Annotated in this window: 19 protein-coding genes; 6 read left to right on the top strand and 13 right to left on the bottom strand. The window is 63.4% G+C overall.

Translation table 11 applies throughout. The features are described 5' to 3' along the window. Positions 1-86 precede the first annotated feature (86 nt). Complete coding sequence (locus AAHK20_RS15490) at positions 87-572, top strand: aminoacyl-tRNA deacylase (protein ID WP_449182355.1); 486 nt, start codon at positions 87-89, stop codon at positions 570-572. 75 nt (positions 573-647) lie between these two features. Here AAHK20_RS15490 and AAHK20_RS15485 read toward each other — a convergent pair whose 3' ends face one another. From AAHK20_RS15485 to pdhA, 4 genes are all read right to left on the bottom strand, one after another. After that, positions 648-2,018 carry an MFS transporter gene (locus AAHK20_RS15485; protein WP_449182354.1) on the bottom strand — a complete coding sequence of 457 codons (1,371 nt, stop codon included), beginning with the start codon at positions 2,016-2,018 and terminating at the stop codon, positions 648-650. Between the two features lie 246 nt (positions 2,019-2,264). Next, complete coding sequence (locus AAHK20_RS15480) at positions 2,265-3,398, bottom strand: dihydrolipoamide acetyltransferase family protein (RefSeq protein WP_449182353.1); 1,134 nt, start codon at positions 3,396-3,398, stop codon at positions 2,265-2,267. Between the two features lie 137 nt (positions 3,399-3,535). Beyond that, on the bottom strand, positions 3,536-4,513 hold the full coding sequence (locus tag AAHK20_RS15475; RefSeq protein WP_449182352.1) for an alpha-ketoacid dehydrogenase subunit beta: 978 nt from the start codon (positions 4,511-4,513) through the stop codon (positions 3,536-3,538). Then, positions 4,506-5,612, bottom strand: coding sequence for a pyruvate dehydrogenase (acetyl-transferring) E1 component subunit alpha (gene pdhA, locus AAHK20_RS15470; protein WP_449182351.1), 1,107 nt, complete (start codon positions 5,610-5,612; stop codon positions 4,506-4,508). The genes AAHK20_RS15475 and pdhA overlap by 8 nt, the downstream gene beginning before the upstream one ends. A 198-nt stretch (positions 5,613-5,810) precedes the next feature. On the opposite strand from pdhA, the gene AAHK20_RS15465 reads away from it, so the two are divergent. Then, positions 5,811-6,038 carry a CDGSH iron-sulfur domain-containing protein gene (locus AAHK20_RS15465; protein WP_449182350.1) on the top strand — a complete coding sequence of 76 codons (228 nt, stop codon included), beginning with the start codon at positions 5,811-5,813 and terminating at the stop codon, positions 6,036-6,038. A gap of 24 nt (positions 6,039-6,062) precedes the next feature. On the opposite strand, the gene AAHK20_RS15460 is transcribed toward AAHK20_RS15465, so the two are convergent. The 3 genes from AAHK20_RS15460 to AAHK20_RS15450 all read right to left on the bottom strand — a co-directional run bounded on the left by AAHK20_RS15460 (position 6,063) and on the right by AAHK20_RS15450 (position 9,121). After that, positions 6,063-6,896, bottom strand: coding sequence for a carbohydrate ABC transporter permease (locus AAHK20_RS15460; protein ID WP_449182349.1), 834 nt, complete (start codon positions 6,894-6,896; stop codon positions 6,063-6,065). 8 nt (positions 6,897-6,904) lie between these two features. Continuing rightward, a complete protein-coding gene (locus AAHK20_RS15455) occupies positions 6,905-7,825 on the bottom strand; it encodes a carbohydrate ABC transporter permease (protein ID WP_449182348.1) in 921 nt (306 codons plus the stop codon). A gap of 63 nt (positions 7,826-7,888) precedes the next feature. After that, entirely contained in the window at positions 7,889-9,121 is a 1,233-nt protein-coding gene (locus AAHK20_RS15450) for an ABC transporter substrate-binding protein (RefSeq protein ID WP_449182347.1), read from the bottom strand. Positions 9,122-9,380: 259 nt separating this feature from the next. On the opposite strand from AAHK20_RS15450, the gene AAHK20_RS15445 reads away from it, so the two are divergent. After that, positions 9,381-10,157: an SDR family oxidoreductase gene (locus tag AAHK20_RS15445; protein ID WP_449182346.1), complete on the top strand. Its 777-nt coding sequence runs from the start codon at positions 9,381-9,383 to the stop codon at positions 10,155-10,157. Positions 10,158-10,214: 57 nt separating this feature from the next. After that, positions 10,215-11,288, top strand: coding sequence for an ABC transporter ATP-binding protein (locus tag AAHK20_RS15440; RefSeq protein ID WP_449182345.1), 1,074 nt, complete (start codon positions 10,215-10,217; stop codon positions 11,286-11,288). A gap of 1 nt (position 11,289) precedes the next feature. On the opposite strand, the gene AAHK20_RS15435 is transcribed toward AAHK20_RS15440, so the two are convergent. Then, positions 11,290-12,321, bottom strand: coding sequence for a hypothetical protein (locus AAHK20_RS15435; protein ID WP_449182344.1), 1,032 nt, complete (start codon positions 12,319-12,321; stop codon positions 11,290-11,292). A gap of 349 nt (positions 12,322-12,670) precedes the next feature. Between AAHK20_RS15435 and AAHK20_RS15430 the strand changes: the two genes are divergently transcribed. Further along, complete coding sequence (locus AAHK20_RS15430; RefSeq protein ID WP_449182343.1) at positions 12,671-13,678, top strand: hypothetical protein; 1,008 nt, start codon at positions 12,671-12,673, stop codon at positions 13,676-13,678. Positions 13,679-13,704: 26 nt separating this feature from the next. Continuing rightward, positions 13,705-14,190, top strand: coding sequence for a hypothetical protein (locus tag AAHK20_RS15425; protein WP_449182342.1), 486 nt, complete (start codon positions 13,705-13,707; stop codon positions 14,188-14,190). A gap of 60 nt (positions 14,191-14,250) precedes the next feature. Here AAHK20_RS15425 and AAHK20_RS15420 read toward each other — a convergent pair whose 3' ends face one another. The 5 genes from AAHK20_RS15420 to AAHK20_RS15400 all read right to left on the bottom strand — a co-directional run bounded on the left by AAHK20_RS15420 (position 14,251) and on the right by AAHK20_RS15400 (position 19,660). Then, positions 14,251-14,391, bottom strand: a complete 141-nt coding sequence (locus AAHK20_RS15420) for a hypothetical protein (protein WP_449182341.1) — start codon at positions 14,389-14,391, stop codon at positions 14,251-14,253. Positions 14,392-14,727: 336 nt separating this feature from the next. Then, positions 14,728-16,380, bottom strand: coding sequence for an alkaline phosphatase family protein (locus AAHK20_RS15415; RefSeq protein WP_449182340.1), 1,653 nt, complete (start codon positions 16,378-16,380; stop codon positions 14,728-14,730). Between the two features lie 301 nt (positions 16,381-16,681). Continuing rightward, positions 16,682-17,482, bottom strand: a complete 801-nt coding sequence (locus AAHK20_RS15410; protein WP_449182339.1) for a c-type cytochrome — start codon at positions 17,480-17,482, stop codon at positions 16,682-16,684. Beyond that, positions 17,479-19,101 (bottom strand): b(o/a)3-type cytochrome-c oxidase subunit 1, encoded by a 1,623-nt coding sequence (locus AAHK20_RS15405; RefSeq protein WP_449182338.1) that lies wholly within the window; start codon positions 19,099-19,101, stop codon positions 17,479-17,481. Before AAHK20_RS15405 ends, AAHK20_RS15410 begins: the two co-directional genes overlap by 4 nt. After that, the gene (locus tag AAHK20_RS15400; protein ID WP_449182337.1) at positions 19,091-19,660 is read right to left on the bottom strand and encodes a cupredoxin domain-containing protein; all 570 of its coding nucleotides are present in this window, start codon (positions 19,658-19,660) and stop codon (positions 19,091-19,093) included. The genes AAHK20_RS15405 and AAHK20_RS15400 overlap by 11 nt, the downstream gene beginning before the upstream one ends. Positions 19,661-19,679: the final 19 nt, after the last annotated feature.

The following is a 19,679-nucleotide window of genomic DNA, read 5'->3' as shown; positions in this document are numbered from 1 at the left end:
AGTTCACCTGCCATTCGCGCGCAAGCGACCTATCCTGAAAGATCACACAGAGTTTTTTCAATGCGATATCTGACAGGAGGTGTGCCATGTCAATGTCTGCAATCCTCGAGGATGCCCTGCGCAACAAGGGCTCCCGGTACGAACTCGTCCACCACCCTTATAGCCACTCCAGCATGGAAACGGCCGCAGCGGCCCACATTCCGGGTGACCGCCTCGCGAAGACCGTGCTCTTCGAAGACGAGCACGGCTACATCGCCGCCGTGCTGCCGTCGACCTATGCCGTGAAGCTGTCCGAGTTGTGGTCGAAAACGGGACGGCGTCTCACGCTCGCGAAGGAAGTCGATTTGCGCGAGCTGTTCAAGGACTGTGAATACGGCGCGCTGCCGCCCGTGTGCACGGCCTACGGCATGACCACCTATCTCGACGAAAGCCTGGCGAACCAGCCGGACGTCTACTTCGAGGCCGGCGATCACGAAGAGCTGGTTCACATGGATGCCGATCAGTTTCTGGCGCTGATGGATAGCGCGGAGCGTGGCCGCTTCGGACGGCGGATGCAGGGAAAGACGGTTTGAAGTGTTAATTTGGGTCGACGAAGAAGCGGCTGGTGTCGAAACCAGCCGCTTCTTTTTTGTTCCCAACCGGGTTGATCAAGTAGCGGGCCGTGCGTGCCCGTCATCCCCCATCGCCCGCGCTTCATCGTATTCGCGCGAAATGTCCTGGTTGGTGTGATCGCCCATCATCGAAGCCGAGATCAGACTGAGCACCGCGCATGCGAGGACGTAGCACGCGACTGCGTAGCCCGAGTGGTAGTAGGCAAAAAGCGCAGTCGCAATGAGCGGTGCAGGACCGCCCGCGATGACCGACGCCAACTGGTAGCCAAGCGACGCGCCGCTGTAACGCATCCGCCCCGTGAAGGACTCAGCAATGAAAGCCGCCTGCGGGCCGTACAACATGGCGTGCGGCACCAGCGAAAGCACGATGGCCACAAAGATCCAGAGTGGACTCTTGGTATCGACCATGCTGAAATAGACGAAGCCGAATATGCCGGCGCAGACAGCGCCGATCAAATACATCTTGCGCCGCCCTATCAGATCGGACACGTGGCCAAAGAGCGGGATGGTGAAGAACTCCAGCACGGCAGCGGCCAGCACGGCCGTCAACAACAAGTCGCGTGTCGCGCCCAGGTTCCGCACGCCATAGGTGAAGACGAAGGCCGTGTAGATATAGAAAGGCGCCTGCTCCGCCATGCGAGCAAAGGCCGAGAGAATGATGTCCTTCGGCTGGCGGCGTATCACCTCGAGAATCGGTGTCTTCTCGATCTTGTGCTCGGCGAGAAGCTTCGCAAAGATCGGCGTTTCGAGAATATTCAAGCGGATATAAAGACCGATCGCGACCAGCACGATGCTCAGGAAGAACGGGACTCTCCAGCCCCACGTCGCGAAACTGCCGGCGGAAATCTGGCTCATCGCCAGCACTGCCAAGTTAGCCAGGAACAGTCCCGCCGGCACCCCGAACTGCGGCCAGGAGGCGACGAAGCCACGATGCCCGTTCGTGCGCGCCCATTCCATCGACATCAAGACCGAGCCGCCCCATTCACCGCCCACACCTACGCCTTGAATGAAGCGCAGCACCGTGAGGATCACCGCGCCCCAGATGCCGATCGTCGCGTACGTTGGGACGAAGGCCACGGCAAAGGTGGCAAGCCCCATCAACAACAGCGTCACGATCAGCGTGGCCTTGCGCCCGATCCGATCGCCGTAGTGGCCAAAAATGGCCGCGCCAACCGGTCTGGCAACAAAGCCGACGGCATAGATCAGGAACGCCTGCAAGGTGCCGACGAGCGGATTCGATTCAGGGAAATACAGCTTCGCGAAGATCAGGCCGGTCACGATGCTGTAGAGAAAGAAGTCGTACCATTCGATCGTAGTACCGATCGTACTTGCAATCACGGCGCGGCGTAGTTGGCGCCGGGATTCCTCTTCGGAGAGGGGCATCGCCCCTGGGGACGTCGTAGCCATTTGATGTCCCTCCCACAAAAAAGAGACATAAATATATCGACAATACGCACTCCGATAGGTTCATTAGATGACGACAACGCCTATCCATCATCCGCACAACGACTCATTCGAATCGTCTTATCGACACGAAGCAAGTAAATTTTTCTTCGGGTTATGTCTATATGCTCAGGATGACTGAGCATATATTTCATGAACTTGCCGGTAACAATATCCTGACCCAAGCATGGAAACGTTGCGAGACCGACCCTACAGCGGCATCTCCAGATCCGCCATCGTGGCCGCGAGAAACCGCGCGGCCTCGCCGCCCGTCACGACGCGGTGATCGAACGTGAGGCTCAGCGGCAAGATTTTGTGGACGGCGGGCACGCCGCCTGCGGCGACGACCTGCTCATGAATCCGCCCCGCGCCGAGAATGGCGACAGTCGGCGGCACCACCACGGGCGCCGCATATTTACCGGCGATCATGCCGAAGTTCGACAGCGTGATCGTATTGCCCCGCATCTCTTCAGGCGGAATCTTGCGGGCGCGGATATCGACGCGCATCCGGTCGAGCCCGCCGCGCAAATCCGCCGCGTCGCGATGCGCGACGTTGCGCAGCACCGGCACGAACAGCCCATCCGGCAAGTCGACCGCAATGCCCAGATCGATTTTCTCGACCACGTGGCGCCGCCCCGTGTGTCCGTCGAACCATGAATTGAGCCCCGGCTCGGCGCGACAGCCGGCGACGAGCGCGCGAATCAGGCGGATCGTCACGTCGGTATGCGGCGGCCAGGCGTGAATGTCGGCGTCGTCGATGACCGTGGCCGCCGCGACCTCGCTTTGCGCGCGCGCCATGTTCTGCGCCATCGCACGCCGCACGCCGCGCAGCACTTCGGGCGGCCCGAGTTCGGCGAGGACCTTCGCAACGCGCTGCACGTCCGCCGCCGTGATCACGCCCTCGGGCCCCGATGGCGTCACCATCGCGAGATCGACGTCGAGCTTGCGCGCCAGCGCCCTCACCGCAGGCATCGCCTTGAACGCGCCAACGCCGGCGCCACCACCTGAACTGATGCCGCCCATACCACCGATCGCGGCAGGCGTTTCCTGCACGACTTGCTGTCCGACCGCCATATGGCCGACGACAGTGCCCGCATCGGCGTCGTCGGCCTCGCCTTCGAACGCGACGAGCGGAGCGCCCAGATGCACGATATCGCCCGGCTGCCCGAACAGCTTCGCGATGCGCCCCGCTTGCGGCGAGGGAATCTCGACGATCGCCTTCGCCGTTTCGACCGACAAGAGCGGTTGGTCCGCGCCTACGTCGTCGCCGAGCTTGGCGTGCCACTCGACGATTTCCGCTTCCTGCAGTCCTTCGCCCAGGTCGGGGAGTTTGAAGATTTTCATGACGCCTCCCGCTGGGCCGCCCCGAGGGAGGCGTCGGCCCCCTCGGGGGGAGCTTTGCATGGGACCGGAGTAACCGCTAAAGCGCTAACTCCGGTCGACAGCGAACGTAAGTGAGCGTGGGGGTTGTTCATCTTGGACTAGGCCTCCAGCGCTTGCCTGACCGCAGCGACGATGCGTTCCACGCCGGGCATGTATTGGCTTTCGAGTCTGAAGAGCGGCACCACCACGTCGTAGCCGGTGACGCGCTGTACGGGCGCGAGCAGCGTGTACAGCCCGCGCTCGGCGATGTTGGCCGCAATTTCCGCGCCGACGCCGCCGGTGCGCGAACCCTCGTGCACGATCACGCAGCGTCCCGTCTTGGCGACCGATGCGAGGATCGTCGCCATGTCGAGCGGCTTGAGCGTCGCGACGTCGATCACCTCGGCCATCACGCCTTCCTGCGCGAGCAAGTCGGCCGCGGCCTGCACGTCCTGCAGCGCGCCGCCCCAGCTCACGAGCGTCACGTCCGAACCGTCGCGCAGCGTGAAGCAGCTATCGAGCGGCAGCGCCTCGCCGTTGTCCTCGACCGACTGCCGGTAGAGGCGATAGAGGCGCGTCGGCTCGAAGAAGACGACTGGGTCGGGGTCGCGAATCGCCGCGAGCAGCAAGCCGTAGGCCCGTGCCGGCGACGAAGGCGTGACCACGCGCAACCCCGGGATATGGGTGAACAGCGCCTCGGGGCTTTCCGAATGATGCTCGGGCGCGTGAATGCCCGCGCCGCACGGCGAGCGAAGCACGAGCGGGCAAGCGAGCCGCCCGCGCGTCCGATGACGCAGACGCGAGGCGTGATTGAGGATGTGGTCGATAGCCGGATAGATGAAGCCGCTGAACTGGATTTCGGCAACGGGCTTCAATCCCATCGCCGCCATGCCGACCGCCGTGCCGGCGATCGCGGTTTCGGCCAGCGGCGTATCGAGCACCCGCTCCACGCCGAAACGCGTCTGCAAGCCGGCCGTCGCGCGAAACACGCCGCCGTTCACGCCGATGTCCTCGCCGAGCAGCACCACTGCGGGATCGTGCGCGAGTTCGTAGGCGAGCGCCTGATTGAGCGCTTCGATCATATTGAGATCAGCCATGGCGGCCCCCGTTGCTGCCGTTTCCACCGTTCGCTGGTGCGAAATACCGCGCCAGCTCCAGTTGCTCGCGCATCGCGGGCGGCAACGTCTCAAACAGATGATCAAACATCGCGGATACGTCCGGCTGCGGGACCGCCAAATACGCCTCGACGGCCTGCTCGACTTCGGCACGGCACGTCTTCGCGAGCGCTTCTTCTCGCGCCTTGTCCCACACGTTTGCGCGCATCAGGTAAGTGCGCAAACGCAGCAGCGGCTCGTTCTCCCATTGCTTGTTGATGAGTTCGGCGTCGCGGTAGCGCGTCGCGTCGTCGGCGGTCGTGTGGTCGCCGAGGCGATAGCTGAGCGCTTCGATCAGCGTCGGGCCGTCGCCGCGGCGCGCCTTCGTGAGCGCCGAATGAACCACGTGATGAACCGCGATCACATCGTTGCCGTCGACCTGCACCCCATCGATGCCCGCCGCGATCGCTTTTTGCGCGAGCGTCTGCGCCGCGCTCTGCCGGCTGCGCGGCACCGAGATCGCCCACTGGTTGTTGTTGACGACGAGCACGAGCGGCGCGCGCCACACGCCCGCCAGATTCATCGCCTCGTAGAAATCGCCCTTGGACGTGCTGCCGTCGCCGAAAATCGTCACCGCGACGCGCGCTTCGCGCCGCAGCATGAACGCGTAGGCCGCGCCTGCGGCATGGCACACCTGGGTGCCGATCGGCACGCAATTCGGAAAGTCTTGGCGCGGCACGGCAAAATCGCTGCCGCGCTCGTCGCCGCCCCAATACAGCAGGCTTTCGGCCATCGTGACGCCGCGCAGCAATTGCGCGGCGTGGTCGCGATAGGACGGAAACAGCACGTCGTCAGGCTGCATCGCGCTCGCGACGCCCACGCCGATCGCCTCCTGCCCCACCGAGGACGCAAACGTGCCGAGCTTGCCGGTACGCTGCAGTGCAACGGCCTTGGTATCGAACGCGCGGGTGAGCACCATCGCGCGATAGAGCGGGATCAGCGCCGCCGCATCGTGTGCAAACGCGGGCAACGGCTGGACCGGTTCGCCGTCCGGACCCAGATACTGCGTGTAGCCGATATGAAAACTGGCAGCCGTGGTCATGACCACCCCCTGTCGATCAGAGTTGGCGCTTTAGCGCCTACTCTGATCCCATGCAAAGCTCTTCAGCCTACCGATCCTTTATCGTAGTTATAGGCGAGTTCATAGGCTATAGACTGGAAGCAGCCCTGCGTGCAGTCGGCCGCATAACGCGTGCCGCGCCATGCAGGATTGCGCGGTTCACCCTCCCTGGAGGCGCACATGGCAACGGCAATCATCACCCCACGCAACGACGGCCCGTATTACATCAAGGGCGAATTCAAGATCGTCACGCAAGGCGGCAAATCGATCGATGTCGAAAAGGACGAAGTCTGGCTCTGCCGATGCGGCCACTCGGGCAACAAGCCGTTCTGCGACGGCACGCACAAGAAGGCGGGGTTTACGAGCAATCTCGACGAGCCGCCAAAGGAAGCAGGCGAGACGCCTTGACGCGCCCAAGCATCCCCAGGCGCCCTACTTCACCGCCCCAAGCGCCAGCCCCTTCACGAGATACTGCTGCAGCCACGCGAACACGACTGAAACCGGCAGCGTGGCGCACAGCGTCGCCGCCATCACCAGATGCCACTCGACCGTGTACTTGCCGGCGACCATGTCGGTCACCTGCACGGTCAGCGTCTTGTTCTCGGGCGAGCGGATCAGCGTATAGACCACCGCGAACTCATTCCACGCGCTGATGAAGGTGAAGATCGCCGTTACGACGATCGCGGGCACGGCAAGCGGCAAGAACACCTTGAAGACCGCCTTCGTGCGTCCGCATCCTTCGAGCCACGCCGACTCTTCGAGATCGCGCGGCACGGTCTGAAAGTAGGACGACAGCATCCACACCGCGAACGCGATATTGAACGCGGCGTACGAGACGATCACGCCGAGCTTCGAATCGACGAGGTTGCCGTCGCCATACGGGATCATCGCGGCGAGCCTGAAGAGGCCGACCACGAGCAGAATCGGCGACAGCATCTGCGTGACGAGCAGGAACTGCCGGTACACGCCGCGTCCTCTGAACGGAAAGCGCGCGAGCGCGTAAGCGGCGGGCACGCTGACGGCGAGCGCGAGCGACGTCGACAGAAAACTGACCACGCAACTGTTCTTCAACGCGACGCCGAAGTTGGCCGCGTCCCACATCTCGACGAAGTTCTCCCACCGCCAATGCACGGGCAGCCAGCGGGCCGGATAGACGAAGATCTCGTCGGCCGGCTTGAAGGCCGTGCACAGCATGACCGCGAACGGGAACAGCACGATCACGATCAGCGGCGACAACGCGAGCCAGCACCATACGGTGCGTTTCATCTTGGCGTTCACGCGCTTTCCCCCTCTTGCTTGGGCTGCAGGCGCAAGTAGATCACCGTGAACACAAAGAGCATCACGAGCATGATCAGCGACACCGCCGCCGCCTGACCGGGACGCCCGAGCCTGAACCCCAGCTCGTAGAGGTACGTGACGAGGATGTGGGTGCTTTCATCGGGCCCGCCTTGCGTCATGACCCAAATGATGGGAAACGAATTGAACACGTAGATCACGTTCAAGAGGATCGCCATGTTCACGAAAGGCCGCAGCAAAGGCAGCGTCAGCTTGCGGAACTGCTGCCAGGCGCTCGCGCCGTCGATGCGCGCGGCTTCATAGATATCGGCCGGCACGGAAGAGAGACCGCCCAAGAGAATCGTCACCGTGAACGGAATCGACACGAGAATGCCGATGCCGATCTCCACCGGAAACGCGAATTCGGGCGTCGCCAGCCAGTGGATCGGCCCGCCGATCAGCCCGAGCCGCTGCAGCGTGACGTTGACCATCCCGTAGTCGTCGTTGAACGCCCAGCGCCAGACCACGGCCGTCATCGTCAGCGACACCGACCACGGCAGCATCACGATCGTGCGCGCGATGCCGCGCCCGTAAAAGTCCTGATTGAGCACAAGCGCGACCGGCACGGAAAACAGCACCGTGCCGCCGACCACGCACGCGGTCCACACGATCGTGCGCCTGACCGAGTCGATGAACACGGGATCGCCGAATACGCTGTAGAAGTTCTGCAGGCCGTTGAAGCCGCGTATCGCCCCGAAGCGCGACACATCGTGCACCGACTGGTACACGATGTTGAAGATCGGGTAGCTGATGATGAACAGCGCGAGGATCAGGCTCGGCACGATTAGCAGCCAAGGCTGATTGAAGCGCGACGCCGCCGAGCGGCCGACACCGGTTTGATCGTAGGGGACGTGGGCCATAAGTTGCGCGCGTGGACAGGCGGCACAGGCTCGCGCCAGGCCGCCCGCCGTGACATCGTTACATCAATGACCGAGCGACTTGTCGGCCTGGGTAGCCGCCGCCTTCAGCGCATCGGCCGGCTGCGCCTTGCCGAGATAGACCGACTGCATCGCATCCGTCACGGCCTTCGCCGTGTCTTCCCAGCCGGTGACGGTCGGCGCGAAGCGAGCCGTCGGCAGGAGCGCGACAAACGCCTTGGTGTCCGGATCGTTGAACGCCGGATCGGCCGCCTCAGCCTTCGTGGTCGGCAGGAAACCCTCGGTGCTCGTGAACTCGACGCGCGGCTCCTTCGTGAACAGAAAGTCGAGGAACTTCCAGGCCGACTTCTTCACCTTCGAGTTCTGGAACATCATGATCGAATCGGTGACGGCATAGGTTGCGGCCGTGGTGCCCTTCGGAATCGGCGCAATCCCATACTTCAGGTTCGGCGCTTCCTTCTTGATCTGCTTCGCGAGGAACGGCGCCGAAATCATCATCGCCACGCGGCCCTGCTTGAAGAGGTTCTGCACGTCCTCGCGGCTGTAGCCCGTGACGCCCGGCTGCGTGAGCCCGTCGTCGATCATCGACTTGTACATCGTCGCGGCCTTGACGCCGGCCGGCGAACCGAACACCGCCTGGTTCGCCTTGTTGACGACCTCGCCGCCGTTGGTCCACAGCGCGTAGTAGAAATAGACGTCCGTTTCGATTTCCTTGCCCTGCAGGCCAAAGCCCGCGATGTTCTTCGCCTTCAGCTTCTTCGAAGCATCGATGACGTCGCTCCAGGTCTTGGGACCATTCGGATAACCAACCGAAGCGAGCATGTCCTTGTTGTAGTAAAGCGCGCGTGCGGAAGCCGCGATCGGCAGGCCGTAGGTCTTGCCGTCGATCTGGCCCGGGGCCAGGAACGGGCCGATGAAGCGGTTCTTGAAGTTCGGGTCCATGTAGCTGTCGAGCGGCTCGGCCACGCCGTCCTTCACGAAGTCGAGGAGCCAGCGCGTGCCGATGATCGCGAGGTCGGCGTTGGCGCCGCCGGAAATGTCGGTCTGCAGCTTTTGTTGCAGCGTGTCCCAGTTCACGTCTTCGATCTTGATCGTCGTGCCGGGGTTGGCTTTCTCGAACTCGCGGGCCATCTTCTCGAAGTACGGCGCGGTCGCGTCGCTGTAGTGGGCGACGGTGACGCGCACCGTGTCGGCCTGGGCCGCCACGGCGATTCCAGCAAACGCCAGCGCCACGGCGAATTTGCCAAGCGCGAGGGAAGCACGGGATTGCAACGACATGTTGACTCTCCTGAATGAATCCGCCGCCTGACAGGCCGCCGGGTTGTTGATTATTTGAATTGCGAAAAATCCTACGTTACGAAAATAGACTTGTCACGTAGGATCTGCACATTTTTGGCGCGCCTATCGTTTGCCTAATATGTTGTTAAGAAAGCCGAAATGGTGCAATGCGGGCTGGGTTGTCTTAATGCGGCAAACCAGTCGAAACTGGGCTTTCATAGTGGCCCTTTTGAAAGCGACCCAACAAACGAGGACAGCGATGAATCGTGTCGTGCTGGTGACGGGCGCATGCGGCGGAATCGGCGGCGCGCTGTGCAGGCGTTTCATAGAGGCGGGGGATGACGTGCTCGCGCTCGATATCGAATCAGCGGCCCTGAGCACGCTCGCCGCCGAACTCGGCGCGGATCGCGTGACGCCGATCGCGGTGGACTTGGGCGATGCAGCGGCCGTTAAAACCTCGGTCGCACAAGCCGTTTCCGCTAAAGGCCGCCCCATCGACGTGCTCGTCGCCAATGCGGGCGGCGCGCAAAGCGGCTCGCTCGCTTCCACCGATGCGGCAAGCTGGCAGCGCGACGTGCATCTCAACCTCGACGGCACCTATCACACGGTCGAAGCCGTGCGCGCTTCGATGATCGAGCGCAAGCGCGGCGCGATCGTGCTGATTGGCTCCGTGAACGGCATGACCGCGTTAGGTCATCCGGCATATAGCGCCGCCAAAGCGGGCTTGATCAGCTATACGAAGGCGCTTGCGATCGAGTTGGGCCGCCACGGCATCCGCGCGAACATCGTCTGCCCCGGCACCGTGAAGACGCCGGCCTGGCAGGCTCGCGTCGACAAGAATCCGCAGGTGTTCGAAGCATTGAAGAAGTGGTACCCGCTCGGCGACTTCGCGACGCCCGACGATATCGCCGACGCCGTGATGTTCCTCGCCTCGCCGATGGCGCGCGTGATCACCGGGGTCGCGCTGCCGGTCGACGGCGGGCTCATGGCGGGCAACCGGCTGATGGCCGAGGAGCTGACGCTCGAATCGTTTTGAATCGCTAAACAACGCGTTTTTCGCTAAAACACCGCATCCGACCGCAACGAGGACAGCATGGCAGCAGTGCAGATGAGCGGCATTTTCAAACGCTATGGCGACACCCAGGTCGTGCACGGCATCGATCTTTCGATCGACGAGGGCGAATTCGTCGTGCTGGTCGGCCCGTCGGGTTGCGGCAAGAGCACGCTGATGCGTATGGTCGCCGGGCTCGAGGAGATCACGGGCGGCGAGCTGACCATCGGCGGCAAGCGCGCGAACGGGCTTTCGCCGCAGCAGCGCAATGTATCGATGGTGTTTCAGAGCTATGCGCTCTACCCGCATCTGTCCGTCTTCGACAACATCGCCTTCGGTCCTCGCATCCGCAAAGAGCCGGCGACGAGCTTCAAGCCGCGCATCGAGGCCGCCGCGAAGATGCTGAACTTGAGCAGCTATCTGGACCGCTTGCCGCGCGCGCTGTCGGGCGGCCAGCGGCAGCGCGTCGCGATGGGGCGCGCGGTGGTGCGCGAGCCGGAGCTGTTCCTGTTCGACGAGCCGCTATCGAACCTCGACGCCAAACTGCGCGTACAGATGCGCACCGAAATCAAGGCGCTGCATCAGCGCTTGAAGAACACCGTGATCTACGTGACGCACGATCAGATCGAGGCGATGACGATGGCCGACCGCATCGTCGTGATGAACGCGGGGCGCATCGAACAGATCGGCCGGCCGCTCGAGCTGTACGACCACCCTGCGAACCTGTTTGTCGCGAGTTTTCTCGGCTCGCCGTCGATGAATTTCGTGGAAGGCGAATGGCAGCGCGACGCTCAGGGGGCGCGGCTAATGCTCGCCGACGGCGGCTCGATTGCGCTGCCGCAGACGAACCTGTCCACCGCTCCGGGCGCGAAGATCACGCTCGGCATCCGGCCCGAGCATATCGAAACGCGGGCGTCGGAGGGCGTGGTGATGGAAGTCGAAGTGACCGAGCCGACCGGAGCCGAAACCCACTTGTACGGCAAGATCGGCGGCAACACGTGGTGCGCCACCACGCGCCAACGCGCGACGATCGAGCCCGGTCAGCGCGTGACGCTGCGCCTGCCCGGCGAGCACGTGCATCTGTTCGATACGGGGAGCGGGCAAAGGCTGGGGTGAGTCAGATCACGAAATGCTTCGCTTCGTGAGTGAGACTCGTAGCCGGCATCAAGTCAGCGCGCGCGATACGCACTAGCGCCAACGCACGCGTGCGAGGCGGATTCCCCGGGATGCGCGCGATGCGGAATTCGATCTCCGAGCCCGCGTCCGCACCGCCTGCGTCGACGATCACATTCATCCGGTTGAGCCTAACGAGCTTCTTCGTGACATCGACATGCGCTGCCGTATCAGAGAGAACCTCGCAAACGAGCGTCAATTGCCTTTCGAGCGCTTCGGACTTTTGCCCGAGTTTCGCGAGGTTCTGCTCGTTTTCATCGATTTTCTCCTGTACGTGCGCAGCCTCCGTGAGCTTGGCCAGCGCCCCGCCGCTCGCCAGTGAATTCATGCCGACGTTGCGACGCTCGAGCAACTGCAAACGCGCTTTAAGCAGTGCGTGCTCCTCTTCGAGTTCAGCGCGCCGGGACGCGTCGGCCTCGATGCTCGCGAGCCCTTCCACGGCAAGCTGATCGACGGCAAGCCGGATCAGCTCCTGGCGGACGTCCTCGACAGTAGCAGCGCAAAGGCGCACGACATGATCGCCGAAGCTGACGGTGGTCCGCGCGACGTCCGTACGCACCATGCCGCCCTCTTGCTTCACACCGAGTCCATTGCGCTCGGTCATCGCCATGCTGAGCACACCGATGACCTCGTCGGCACAGGGATATTGGTCGAAATACGCTTGCACGTCGGCGGAACGGCTGATTGCTTCCGTAACATCGGCCGCGGTGGCAAAGAAGGCGTGAACGTGCGAATCGGAAGACCAGGCTGACGCGCTCGCTTGAAGCGGCGCCGGCAACAGTTCGGCGAGCTTGCCGATGTGTTCGAGCGAAACCCGCACGGCGGCCCCAAGTCGCGCTTGATACCGGTTCGCGAGACGCAGTTGCGGACTCATCGCGACGATGCGCTCGACGGCTTCACGCGTTTGCTGCGTATCGCATCCGGCGGACTCCGAAATTGCGCCATCGCGGCGCAGGAGCCAGTTGAAGATACCCATGGTCGACCTCCGTATTCGACAGTTCCTTAGTCATGCTGCTTGACGATCAAGACATCGATCGTGCGGTTCTGTCGTGTAGTTCTGTGACCAGGCAATCCGGAACGACCATGCTCGATACCATGGTAGGAAATTGCCGCCGGGCTGCCTTTGTCCTTGGTCAACAATTTCGAGATGAACCAGCGCCATGGCTTTCGATTTGTAATTTTATGAACAAAGCACGGGTTTTTAAGCGCCCGCAGTGACACCCGGCGAAATACTTTTGCAACAGCTTGAATCGGCGCGTCCTTCTATAGTCCATCCGTCGCCACGCCGCAGCGCGCGAAGTGGCCCGAACCGAGAAGGACGCACCGTGAAACTCCGCTCATTTGCCCTCCAGTCCGCCGACGCCAAGCCGGCTCCCGCCGCGATTGCCGCACCCGCGCGCGGCCTCCTGCGAAACCTCGTGCTCGCGGCCACCACCACCGTGCTCGCGTTCGGCAGCGCATCGGCGTTCGCCTGGGGATTTTCGGGGCACGGCACCGCCTACACGTCGCGCGGCACCTACAACGGGGCTCACTGGGGCTCCTGCGGCGGCGGAAGCTGCTCGCACGCGGGCAGCGTCGCCGGCCCGAATGGCGGCTGGGCCTCCAACACCGGCAACGTCACCCGCACCGCACCGGGCCAGTTCTCGAACTCGGGCACCGCGACCGGACGCTACGGCAACACGGTCCAGCACTCGGGCAACACGAACTGCGCGGGCGGCACCTGCTCGCACACCGGATCGGCCACCGGCCCCGACGGCAAGACCGCCACGACCGACGGCAGCGTGACGCGCACCGCGCCTGGCCAATACTCGTCGTCGGGTACGGTCACTGGCTCGAACGGCAACACGGTCAACCACAACGCGTCGACGAACTGCTCGGGCTCGACCTGCTCCCGCTCCGGCACCGCCACCGGTTCGAACGGCGGCACCGTCACCCACTCGGGCACCGCCAACGGCGTCGGCACCGGCTACGTGACGACGAGCGGCACCGTGACCGGCGTGAACGGCAACACCGTGACGACGGGCGGAACCGTGGTCCGAGGCGGAACCGTCACGACCGGCACCACGGTGGTAGCGGGCGGCACCGTCACGACGGGCACCACGGTCGTCGTCGCCAAGCCGCCGGTGGTCATCGCGCCGGTGCCCGTCTATGTGCCGCCGCCTCCTCCGCCGCCGGTTGTCTACGTGCCGCCCCCGGTCGTCGTCGTGCCGCCGCCTCCGCCGCCGAAGGTCGTCTATGTCGCGCCGGCCCCCGTCTACGTGGCGCCGCGGCCCGCGGTCTGGGTGCCGGGACACTGGGTCGGCGCAGTCTGGGTTCCGGCTCACTGGGCCTGAGCAACCACGAGCGAAGACGAGCCACCATGAGCCAAATCGATCAAATGGAGCGCGAACCGATGAAACGCGTGATTGAGTCCCCGATTCGGGAACAGAGCCAAACGACATCTCCCCGTCCCGGCGGCACCGCACTATGGGTCTTCTTATTGCGCAAGTTCGCCTTTCTCGTGCCGCTGATCGTCGCCTTCGCGGCGCTTGCGGCGGCGACCGTCAGCGTGGCGAATGCGGCTCCCTCGGCGGATGCCGAACAACCGGCTCCGTCCGCAGAGTCGCAATTGCCGCCGCGCTGCGCGGCGAACTACGCGGCGTTGCTCGATCTCGCCGAACTCGCTCGCGAATATGGGAAGTCGTCGGTGAGCTTCGTGCACGCGATCGACAGCGTGGCGGGTCAACTCGACGACTGTCTCTACGATGCGCAAGATGAAGGCCCCGAGCAGGGCTCGGCATGGCAGAGCTTGGTCAAGGGCGCCGGTCAACCTTCGGTGGTCAAGCACGACGCCATCGGCATCTAGCGGCGCATTGCGCGCCGCCTTCCTTGGCTCGCCAAACGTTTGCGTTGGCGAGCGATTTTTTTAGCAGCCGTCCCGTACATCCGCGACGCCGGGGGCAATCAGGTTCGCCGCCAGTTCGCGCAGCAGGTGGAGGGTCAAGGCGCCCGCGCCGCCGAGGGCGAGGCGTCGAAGTTCGAGCAGATCCCGCGCAATGAGGCTCATGTTGTTCCCCCGTTTTGGTCGAGTAAGGAAGACATCGCGCTGCCGGTTCATTGTCCGGCGCATGGGAGAAGTAAGCCTCATCGAACGTCCGTTTGCAGTGCCTTGGCTAACGGATAGCGCCGAAAGACTGTTCTCTTGAGCACAGTATTGGGCAGTCTCCTCGTTCTTTAAATCAGTCCGCGCTGAAAGTCGCGTAGTACACGGCTTAGCGCTGTCAGCGCTTTCCTACAAGGGAGAACCCGATAAACGGGTCGCAATGGAACGAGGGCCGCGCTGGCGTTATCCGCCAGCGCGGCCCCCTCGACTGCGGCCCTAATACAAGCCGCTAAGCCATGCTCAATGGTGCGAGACACCCAGGCCCGGCAGCACCTGTGTCCCTTCCACCGCGACCGAGTGCAGCAGTTCCGGTTCGAGGCCGAGCGAGCTCAGGATGGTCGGCGCGACCTGCGTCGTCAGCACATAGTCGGACACCGTGCGGCCAGCATGAGGCAGGCCCGCGAACGACACGACGAGACCGAGATGGCTGTCGTTGGGTGCGTTGCCGCCGTGCTCTTCATCCTTGCTCGTGCTCGACGTATAGATCACGCCCGGATTCGGCTGCACGATGATGTCGGGCGTGCGGCCCTGCGCCGGATCGCCGAAGCGCGACGACAGCGAGTCGCCGTACAGGATGTAGGCCTGCGGACCGTCCGCGCAGATGCCCGGCGCGTTGCAGCTCCGGTTGGCGTTCAGCGTGGCGACCACCGAGCGCAACTGGCTGCGGTCGCGCAGCCAGATCAGGCCGACGTCGTCGGTCTGCACGAAGCCCGTGTCGACGAGACCGGTGCCGTCGTTCAAGTTGCCCGACGTCGTATTGTTCTGGCCGAAGTTGCCGTTCACGTTCAGATAGTTGTTGGTTTCGAGCTGCTTCGTGAGCGTGTCGCCGTTCTTGACGAGCTTCGTATGGTCCGTCGGCGACTGGCCGTGCTTGGCCGTCACGATGATGACCGTCGACTTATACAGATCACGTTGCTTCAACTCGGCCACGACGCGGCCAAGCGAGTCGTCGAGGTAGGCAATCGCGCCCGTGACCTGCGGACCCGGCGTGAAGTCCGCGTCGAGGTAGCCGCCGCCCGTCGCCACGGTTGCCTTCTGGGCCACGCTCAGCGTCTGGAAGTTCGTGCCGAACACCGTCGGCACCGGCGCGCTCGTCGTGCCCGTGGAATCCTTGCCGTCGATCTCGTTGATCAGCGCCTGCACGTGATAGTTATCGAACTTCTCGGTGTGCGTGTAGCTGTCGAGGTAGTACTTGCCGGTCGCCGGGTCGATCGAGTTGATCTCGGTGCGCGCGAGATCGTCGACGCCCTGCCCCGACGGTCCGTTCACCCAGTCGTAGCCCCATGCATGCTTGTCGGCCCATGCCGTGCGCGCGCCGCGAATGTGCTCCTTGACGACTTCGAAGATCGTGTTCGTCTTCACATAGTTGTGCGGATACACGGGCGTGCAGACACCGCCGACCATCGCGTGCGGAATCGCTTGCGGATTGAAAGCACCGCCGCCGTCGAGGTGGATGAGCGCGCCGCCGTTTTCCCCGTCGATGCCCGTCGTTTCGTCGAACACGACGTTCCATCCCTGCTTGCCGGTGCAAGTCGTATCGGACGGAGCATAGAGCGTGCGGTCGTACGACACGTCATAGAAGAGACCCGCCGTCTTCGGCGAGCCGCCGGTCAAGAGCGCGGCAAGACCGGGGAAGGAATCGGACAGACCCGGTGTGTGCGCGTTCGTATACGTCACACCCGATTTCGCCAAGAGCGCCAGATTCGGGCAGGTATTTGCGCCGATGCAGCGCGCCACGTCCTGTTCGTGCAGACCGTCGAAACTGATAAGAAGCACGTGCTTCGCTTCTTTCATCTCGTGCGCTTGAACCGGTGCTTGCATGCCGGCCAGCGCCAGCACGCCCGCGCCGATTGCAGCGCTTTTTGCAGACCACCTCCTGAAGACCTTTTTCATTCACGACCTCGTTGGTTTGTTTTCAGAAATGAGCAACAGCGCAGGCAATGTGAATGTCGATTGAGTCTCGTCCGTGAAGTCGATCTGCTATTTACAAACAATTACATGTCGGACTTATCCCGGCATTCAGTCGCGCGTCGTGAGCGAAAACATGTTCTGGAATGCGAAGTCAGTCGCGAACGGGCAGCCTCGCCCAGGATAGGCGTGCGAGACGCCAGATGGTCTGAAGTAGCGGGACGGAAAAGCGCAGGCGTGCGTCTGCGGAAAGAATTTCCGCGACGACAACACAGCTTGGGAGAAGTTACCGCTTCGTGCTTTGCGCGTAAAAGGTTGCAGCCGCAACCATTTCATCGGGTGTCATATTGCGTGCGATGTTGCGCATCTGCCCGGAGATATCGTTATGCCGCGCGCCCGATGCAAACGCCTGCAACTGCGCCTGCGTATAGGCAGCCGGCAAGCCGTCGAGCCAGGGGCTGCCCGCTTTGTGGTCGATGCCGCCATGGCACGCCGCGCACGCCGGGATATTGCGCAGCGGCGCACCGTGCACGACGATCCCGGGCGCATCGGCCAGATCGAGCGCTTGACCCGCAGCCGGACGCGGCAGCGACGCGTAATACGCCGATAAGTCGCGCATGTCCTGATCGCTCAAGTTCAAGGCCATCGGCGACATCACCGCATTCGTGCGCGCCCCGCTCTGGAAGTCCTGCAACTGCTTGTAGACCACGATCGCATACTGCCCCGCCAGATTCGGCGAGTTCGCTCCGCTCATGCCGCGCTCGCCATGGCACATCGTGCAGCGCAGCGCGAGCGTCGCACCGCGTCCGATTGATGACGCCGTCGCCCCCGCGAGCAATTGCGGCGTCACCTCGACCTTGCTCAACTGCACTTGCGGCGCGACCGGCGCGTCGTTGGCGAGCCACTGCTGCGGCACGCCCGCCGCGCTGCAGATCGCATTCCAGAGCCCCTGGAACTGCGCGTCGCGCTGCACCGACGGCAACCACACGAAGCCCACCACCACGCTGAACACGAACACCACCGCCGTGGCGCCGACGCTCGCCCTGAACCACGGGTTGCGCAACGAGAACAGGCGTTCTTCGCTCATCGCTGGGCTCCAATCGGAATCACGGGCACGGTGTCGCCCCTCGCCATCAATTGCGCAATCGGATAACCGTAGTTGAGCACCGTCAGCGCGACCATCAGCGTGAGCCACAGCGCGAAGCTGTTGAGCGCGACCGGCACGGTGTGCGGCTCGTGCACCGCGGTGGCGAAGCGATACTCCTCAGGCGCCGCGGCCTGAGCCCGATGCCCCTGAATCAGCACGATGAAGAACACAATCGCCGAGAGCACGAGAATGAACCCGCCGATCGCCGACATCGCCACCCAGATCGCCTGCGCGGCGATCTCGGGATCGGTGTAGTCGTAATAGGCCATGCGCCTCGGCATGCCCAGAATGCCGACCCAGTGCCATGGGAACGTCAGCACGATCATGCCGATGAACCATAGCCATAGTTGCAGGCGCATGAGCTTCCAGTTCGTCATCGCGCGGCCCGTGATTTGCGGCCACAAATCGTAGGCGATCGCGAAGTACATGATGACGATCGCGCCCGCGTAGATCAGATGGAAGTGACCCGTGATCCACTGCGTGTTGTGGATCGTCGAGTCGAGCTGGTAGCTCATGTTGATGAGGCCGCCCGCGCCGCCGAAGCCGAGCATCACGAACGAAAGCGCGATCGCGAGCATCTGCGGGTTGTCCCAGGGCAGCGCCGTGAGCCAGCCGAACGCGCCCTTGCCGCCGCGCAGGCGCGCGGCGATCTCCACCGACGCGCAGATCGTGAACACGGTCAAGAGCGTCGGCACCGCCACCAGCGCCGTGAATACCGACTGCAGGAACTTGAAGCCCGAGCCTACTTGCGGATCGGCGAACAGGTGGTGAATGCCGATCGGCATCGCCACCACGAGGAACAGGATGAACGAGATGCGCGCCATCGTATCGCTGTACAGCCGCCCGCCGATGGCGCGCGGCACGATCGTGTAATAGGCGATATACGCGGGCATCAGCCAGAAGTAGACGATGGCGTGCAGCGTCCACGAGAAGAACACGCGTGCGAGGCCCGCGTCGATGGTCGTCTTCCAGCCGAACGCGGCCGGTAGAATCTGGAAGATGATTTCGATCGCCGCGCCTACCGCGGTCCAGCCCCACAGGTACGAACCCGCCACGGTCGCGAACATCGGGAGCGGCACAGGCTTGCCCGGGTTGTCGCGCTTCCATGCCGCGAGATTCACCGACATCAGCGCCACCCAGATCCACGAGCCCACCACCACCAGCACGACGCCAAGGTAATAGAACACGTTGCCGATCATCGGCGGATAGAACGTGTAGAGCACCGAGGCGAGCCCGAGCGCCACCGTGATCGACGCCATGACCGCGCCGAGCGCCACCAGCCAGAACCCCACCCACGCCCAGCGCACGCCGACGAGCGTGCGCTTGAGCGCAAGCTCCGTCACCGCGTAGCCGAAGCCCATTGCGATGAGCGTCGGGAACACATAGCCCATCACGGTGCCGTGCTCGGTCACCGAGCGATAGTAAATCTCGGGATCTTTCAGCCAAGGATGCAGCGGACTACGCACATACATCTGCCAGGCCCCAAGCAGGAGCGCGACGCCGAACACGCCGAATGCGAGCCAGAAATGCGAGAGCACGAGCCGCTTGTTATTTAACACAACTGAGTCTCCTTGATGCGGCCGCCATTTGCATGAACGCGTCTTTATCGATGACCTTCACGTGCGCCCACATCCCCTGGTGCCCCGTGCCGCAAAACTCATGGCACGGCATCAGGTGATCGCCGGGCTGCGCGAAGGTGGTCCTGAACGTGGCGATATAGCCGGGCTCGACCATCGAGTTGATGTTGGTGTTCGTGACGAGAAAGCCATGCACGACGTCGGCGCTCGTCGCGCGAAACGTGATCGGCACGCCGGCCGGCACCAGCAGGCACTGCGGCGTGAACGAGTACTGCTGCGCGACGATGCGCACCGTCACCGAACCGTCGGGCGCAACCGCACTGCCCAGGTTGCTTTCGACGAATTCGCCCGAGACGTTGAGCGTCGCGGGGTCGATGGTCTCGACGCGCGAAGGCGGCATCGCCGACCAGCGCAAGCCAGTGAAGATCACCACCGCGATGGTGCTCGCGACGAGCAGCACCGCGAGGAACGCCCAGCGCCGCTCGATGCTTTCGGCGACTTGGGCGGAGGCATGCGGATCGGGAACGGTAGGGTTCGACATAGCGCCGTCTGGTTAGAGG

Source organism: Trinickia camelliae, from assembly GCF_053525655.1.
This window is presented reverse-complemented; position numbering and strand designations above follow the sequence as displayed.

Excerpts from the sequence above, each read along its gene's own strand:
- AAHK20_RS15465 (WP_449182350.1), top strand. The coding sequence starts at position 5,811 with ATGGCAACGGCAATCATCACCCCACGCAACGACGGCCCGTATTACATC.
- AAHK20_RS15450 (WP_449182347.1), bottom strand. The coding sequence starts at position 9,121 with ATGTCGTTGCAATCCCGTGCTTCCCTCGCGCTTGGCAAATTCGCCGTG.
- AAHK20_RS15420 (WP_449182341.1), bottom strand. The coding sequence starts at position 14,391 with ATGAGCCTCATTGCGCGGGATCTGCTCGAACTTCGACGCCTCGCCCTC.
- AAHK20_RS15410 (WP_449182339.1), bottom strand. The coding sequence starts at position 17,482 with ATGAGCGAAGAACGCCTGTTCTCGTTGCGCAACCCGTGGTTCAGGGCG.
- AAHK20_RS15455 (WP_449182348.1), bottom strand. The coding sequence starts at position 7,825 with ATGGCCCACGTCCCCTACGATCAAACCGGTGTCGGCCGCTCGGCGGCG.
- AAHK20_RS15435 (WP_449182344.1), bottom strand. The coding sequence starts at position 12,321 with ATGGGTATCTTCAACTGGCTCCTGCGCCGCGATGGCGCAATTTCGGAG.
- AAHK20_RS15475 (WP_449182352.1), bottom strand. The coding sequence starts at position 4,513 with ATGGCTGATCTCAATATGATCGAAGCGCTCAATCAGGCGCTCGCCTAC.
- AAHK20_RS15440 (WP_449182345.1), top strand. The coding sequence starts at position 10,215 with ATGGCAGCAGTGCAGATGAGCGGCATTTTCAAACGCTATGGCGACACC.
- AAHK20_RS15490 (WP_449182355.1), top strand. The coding sequence starts at position 87 with ATGTCAATGTCTGCAATCCTCGAGGATGCCCTGCGCAACAAGGGCTCC.
- AAHK20_RS15400 (WP_449182337.1), bottom strand. The coding sequence starts at position 19,660 with ATGTCGAACCCTACCGTTCCCGATCCGCATGCCTCCGCCCAAGTCGCC.
- AAHK20_RS15445 (WP_449182346.1), top strand. The coding sequence starts at position 9,381 with ATGAATCGTGTCGTGCTGGTGACGGGCGCATGCGGCGGAATCGGCGGC.
- AAHK20_RS15415 (WP_449182340.1), bottom strand. The coding sequence starts at position 16,380 with ATGAAAAAGGTCTTCAGGAGGTGGTCTGCAAAAAGCGCTGCAATCGGC.
- pdhA (WP_449182351.1), bottom strand. The coding sequence starts at position 5,612 with ATGACCACGGCTGCCAGTTTTCATATCGGCTACACGCAGTATCTGGGT.
- AAHK20_RS15425 (WP_449182342.1), top strand. The coding sequence starts at position 13,705 with ATGAGCCAAATCGATCAAATGGAGCGCGAACCGATGAAACGCGTGATT.
- AAHK20_RS15480 (WP_449182353.1), bottom strand. The coding sequence starts at position 3,398 with ATGAAAATCTTCAAACTCCCCGACCTGGGCGAAGGACTGCAGGAAGCG.
- AAHK20_RS15460 (WP_449182349.1), bottom strand. The coding sequence starts at position 6,896 with ATGAAACGCACCGTATGGTGCTGGCTCGCGTTGTCGCCGCTGATCGTG.
- AAHK20_RS15485 (WP_449182354.1), bottom strand. The coding sequence starts at position 2,018 with ATGGCTACGACGTCCCCAGGGGCGATGCCCCTCTCCGAAGAGGAATCC.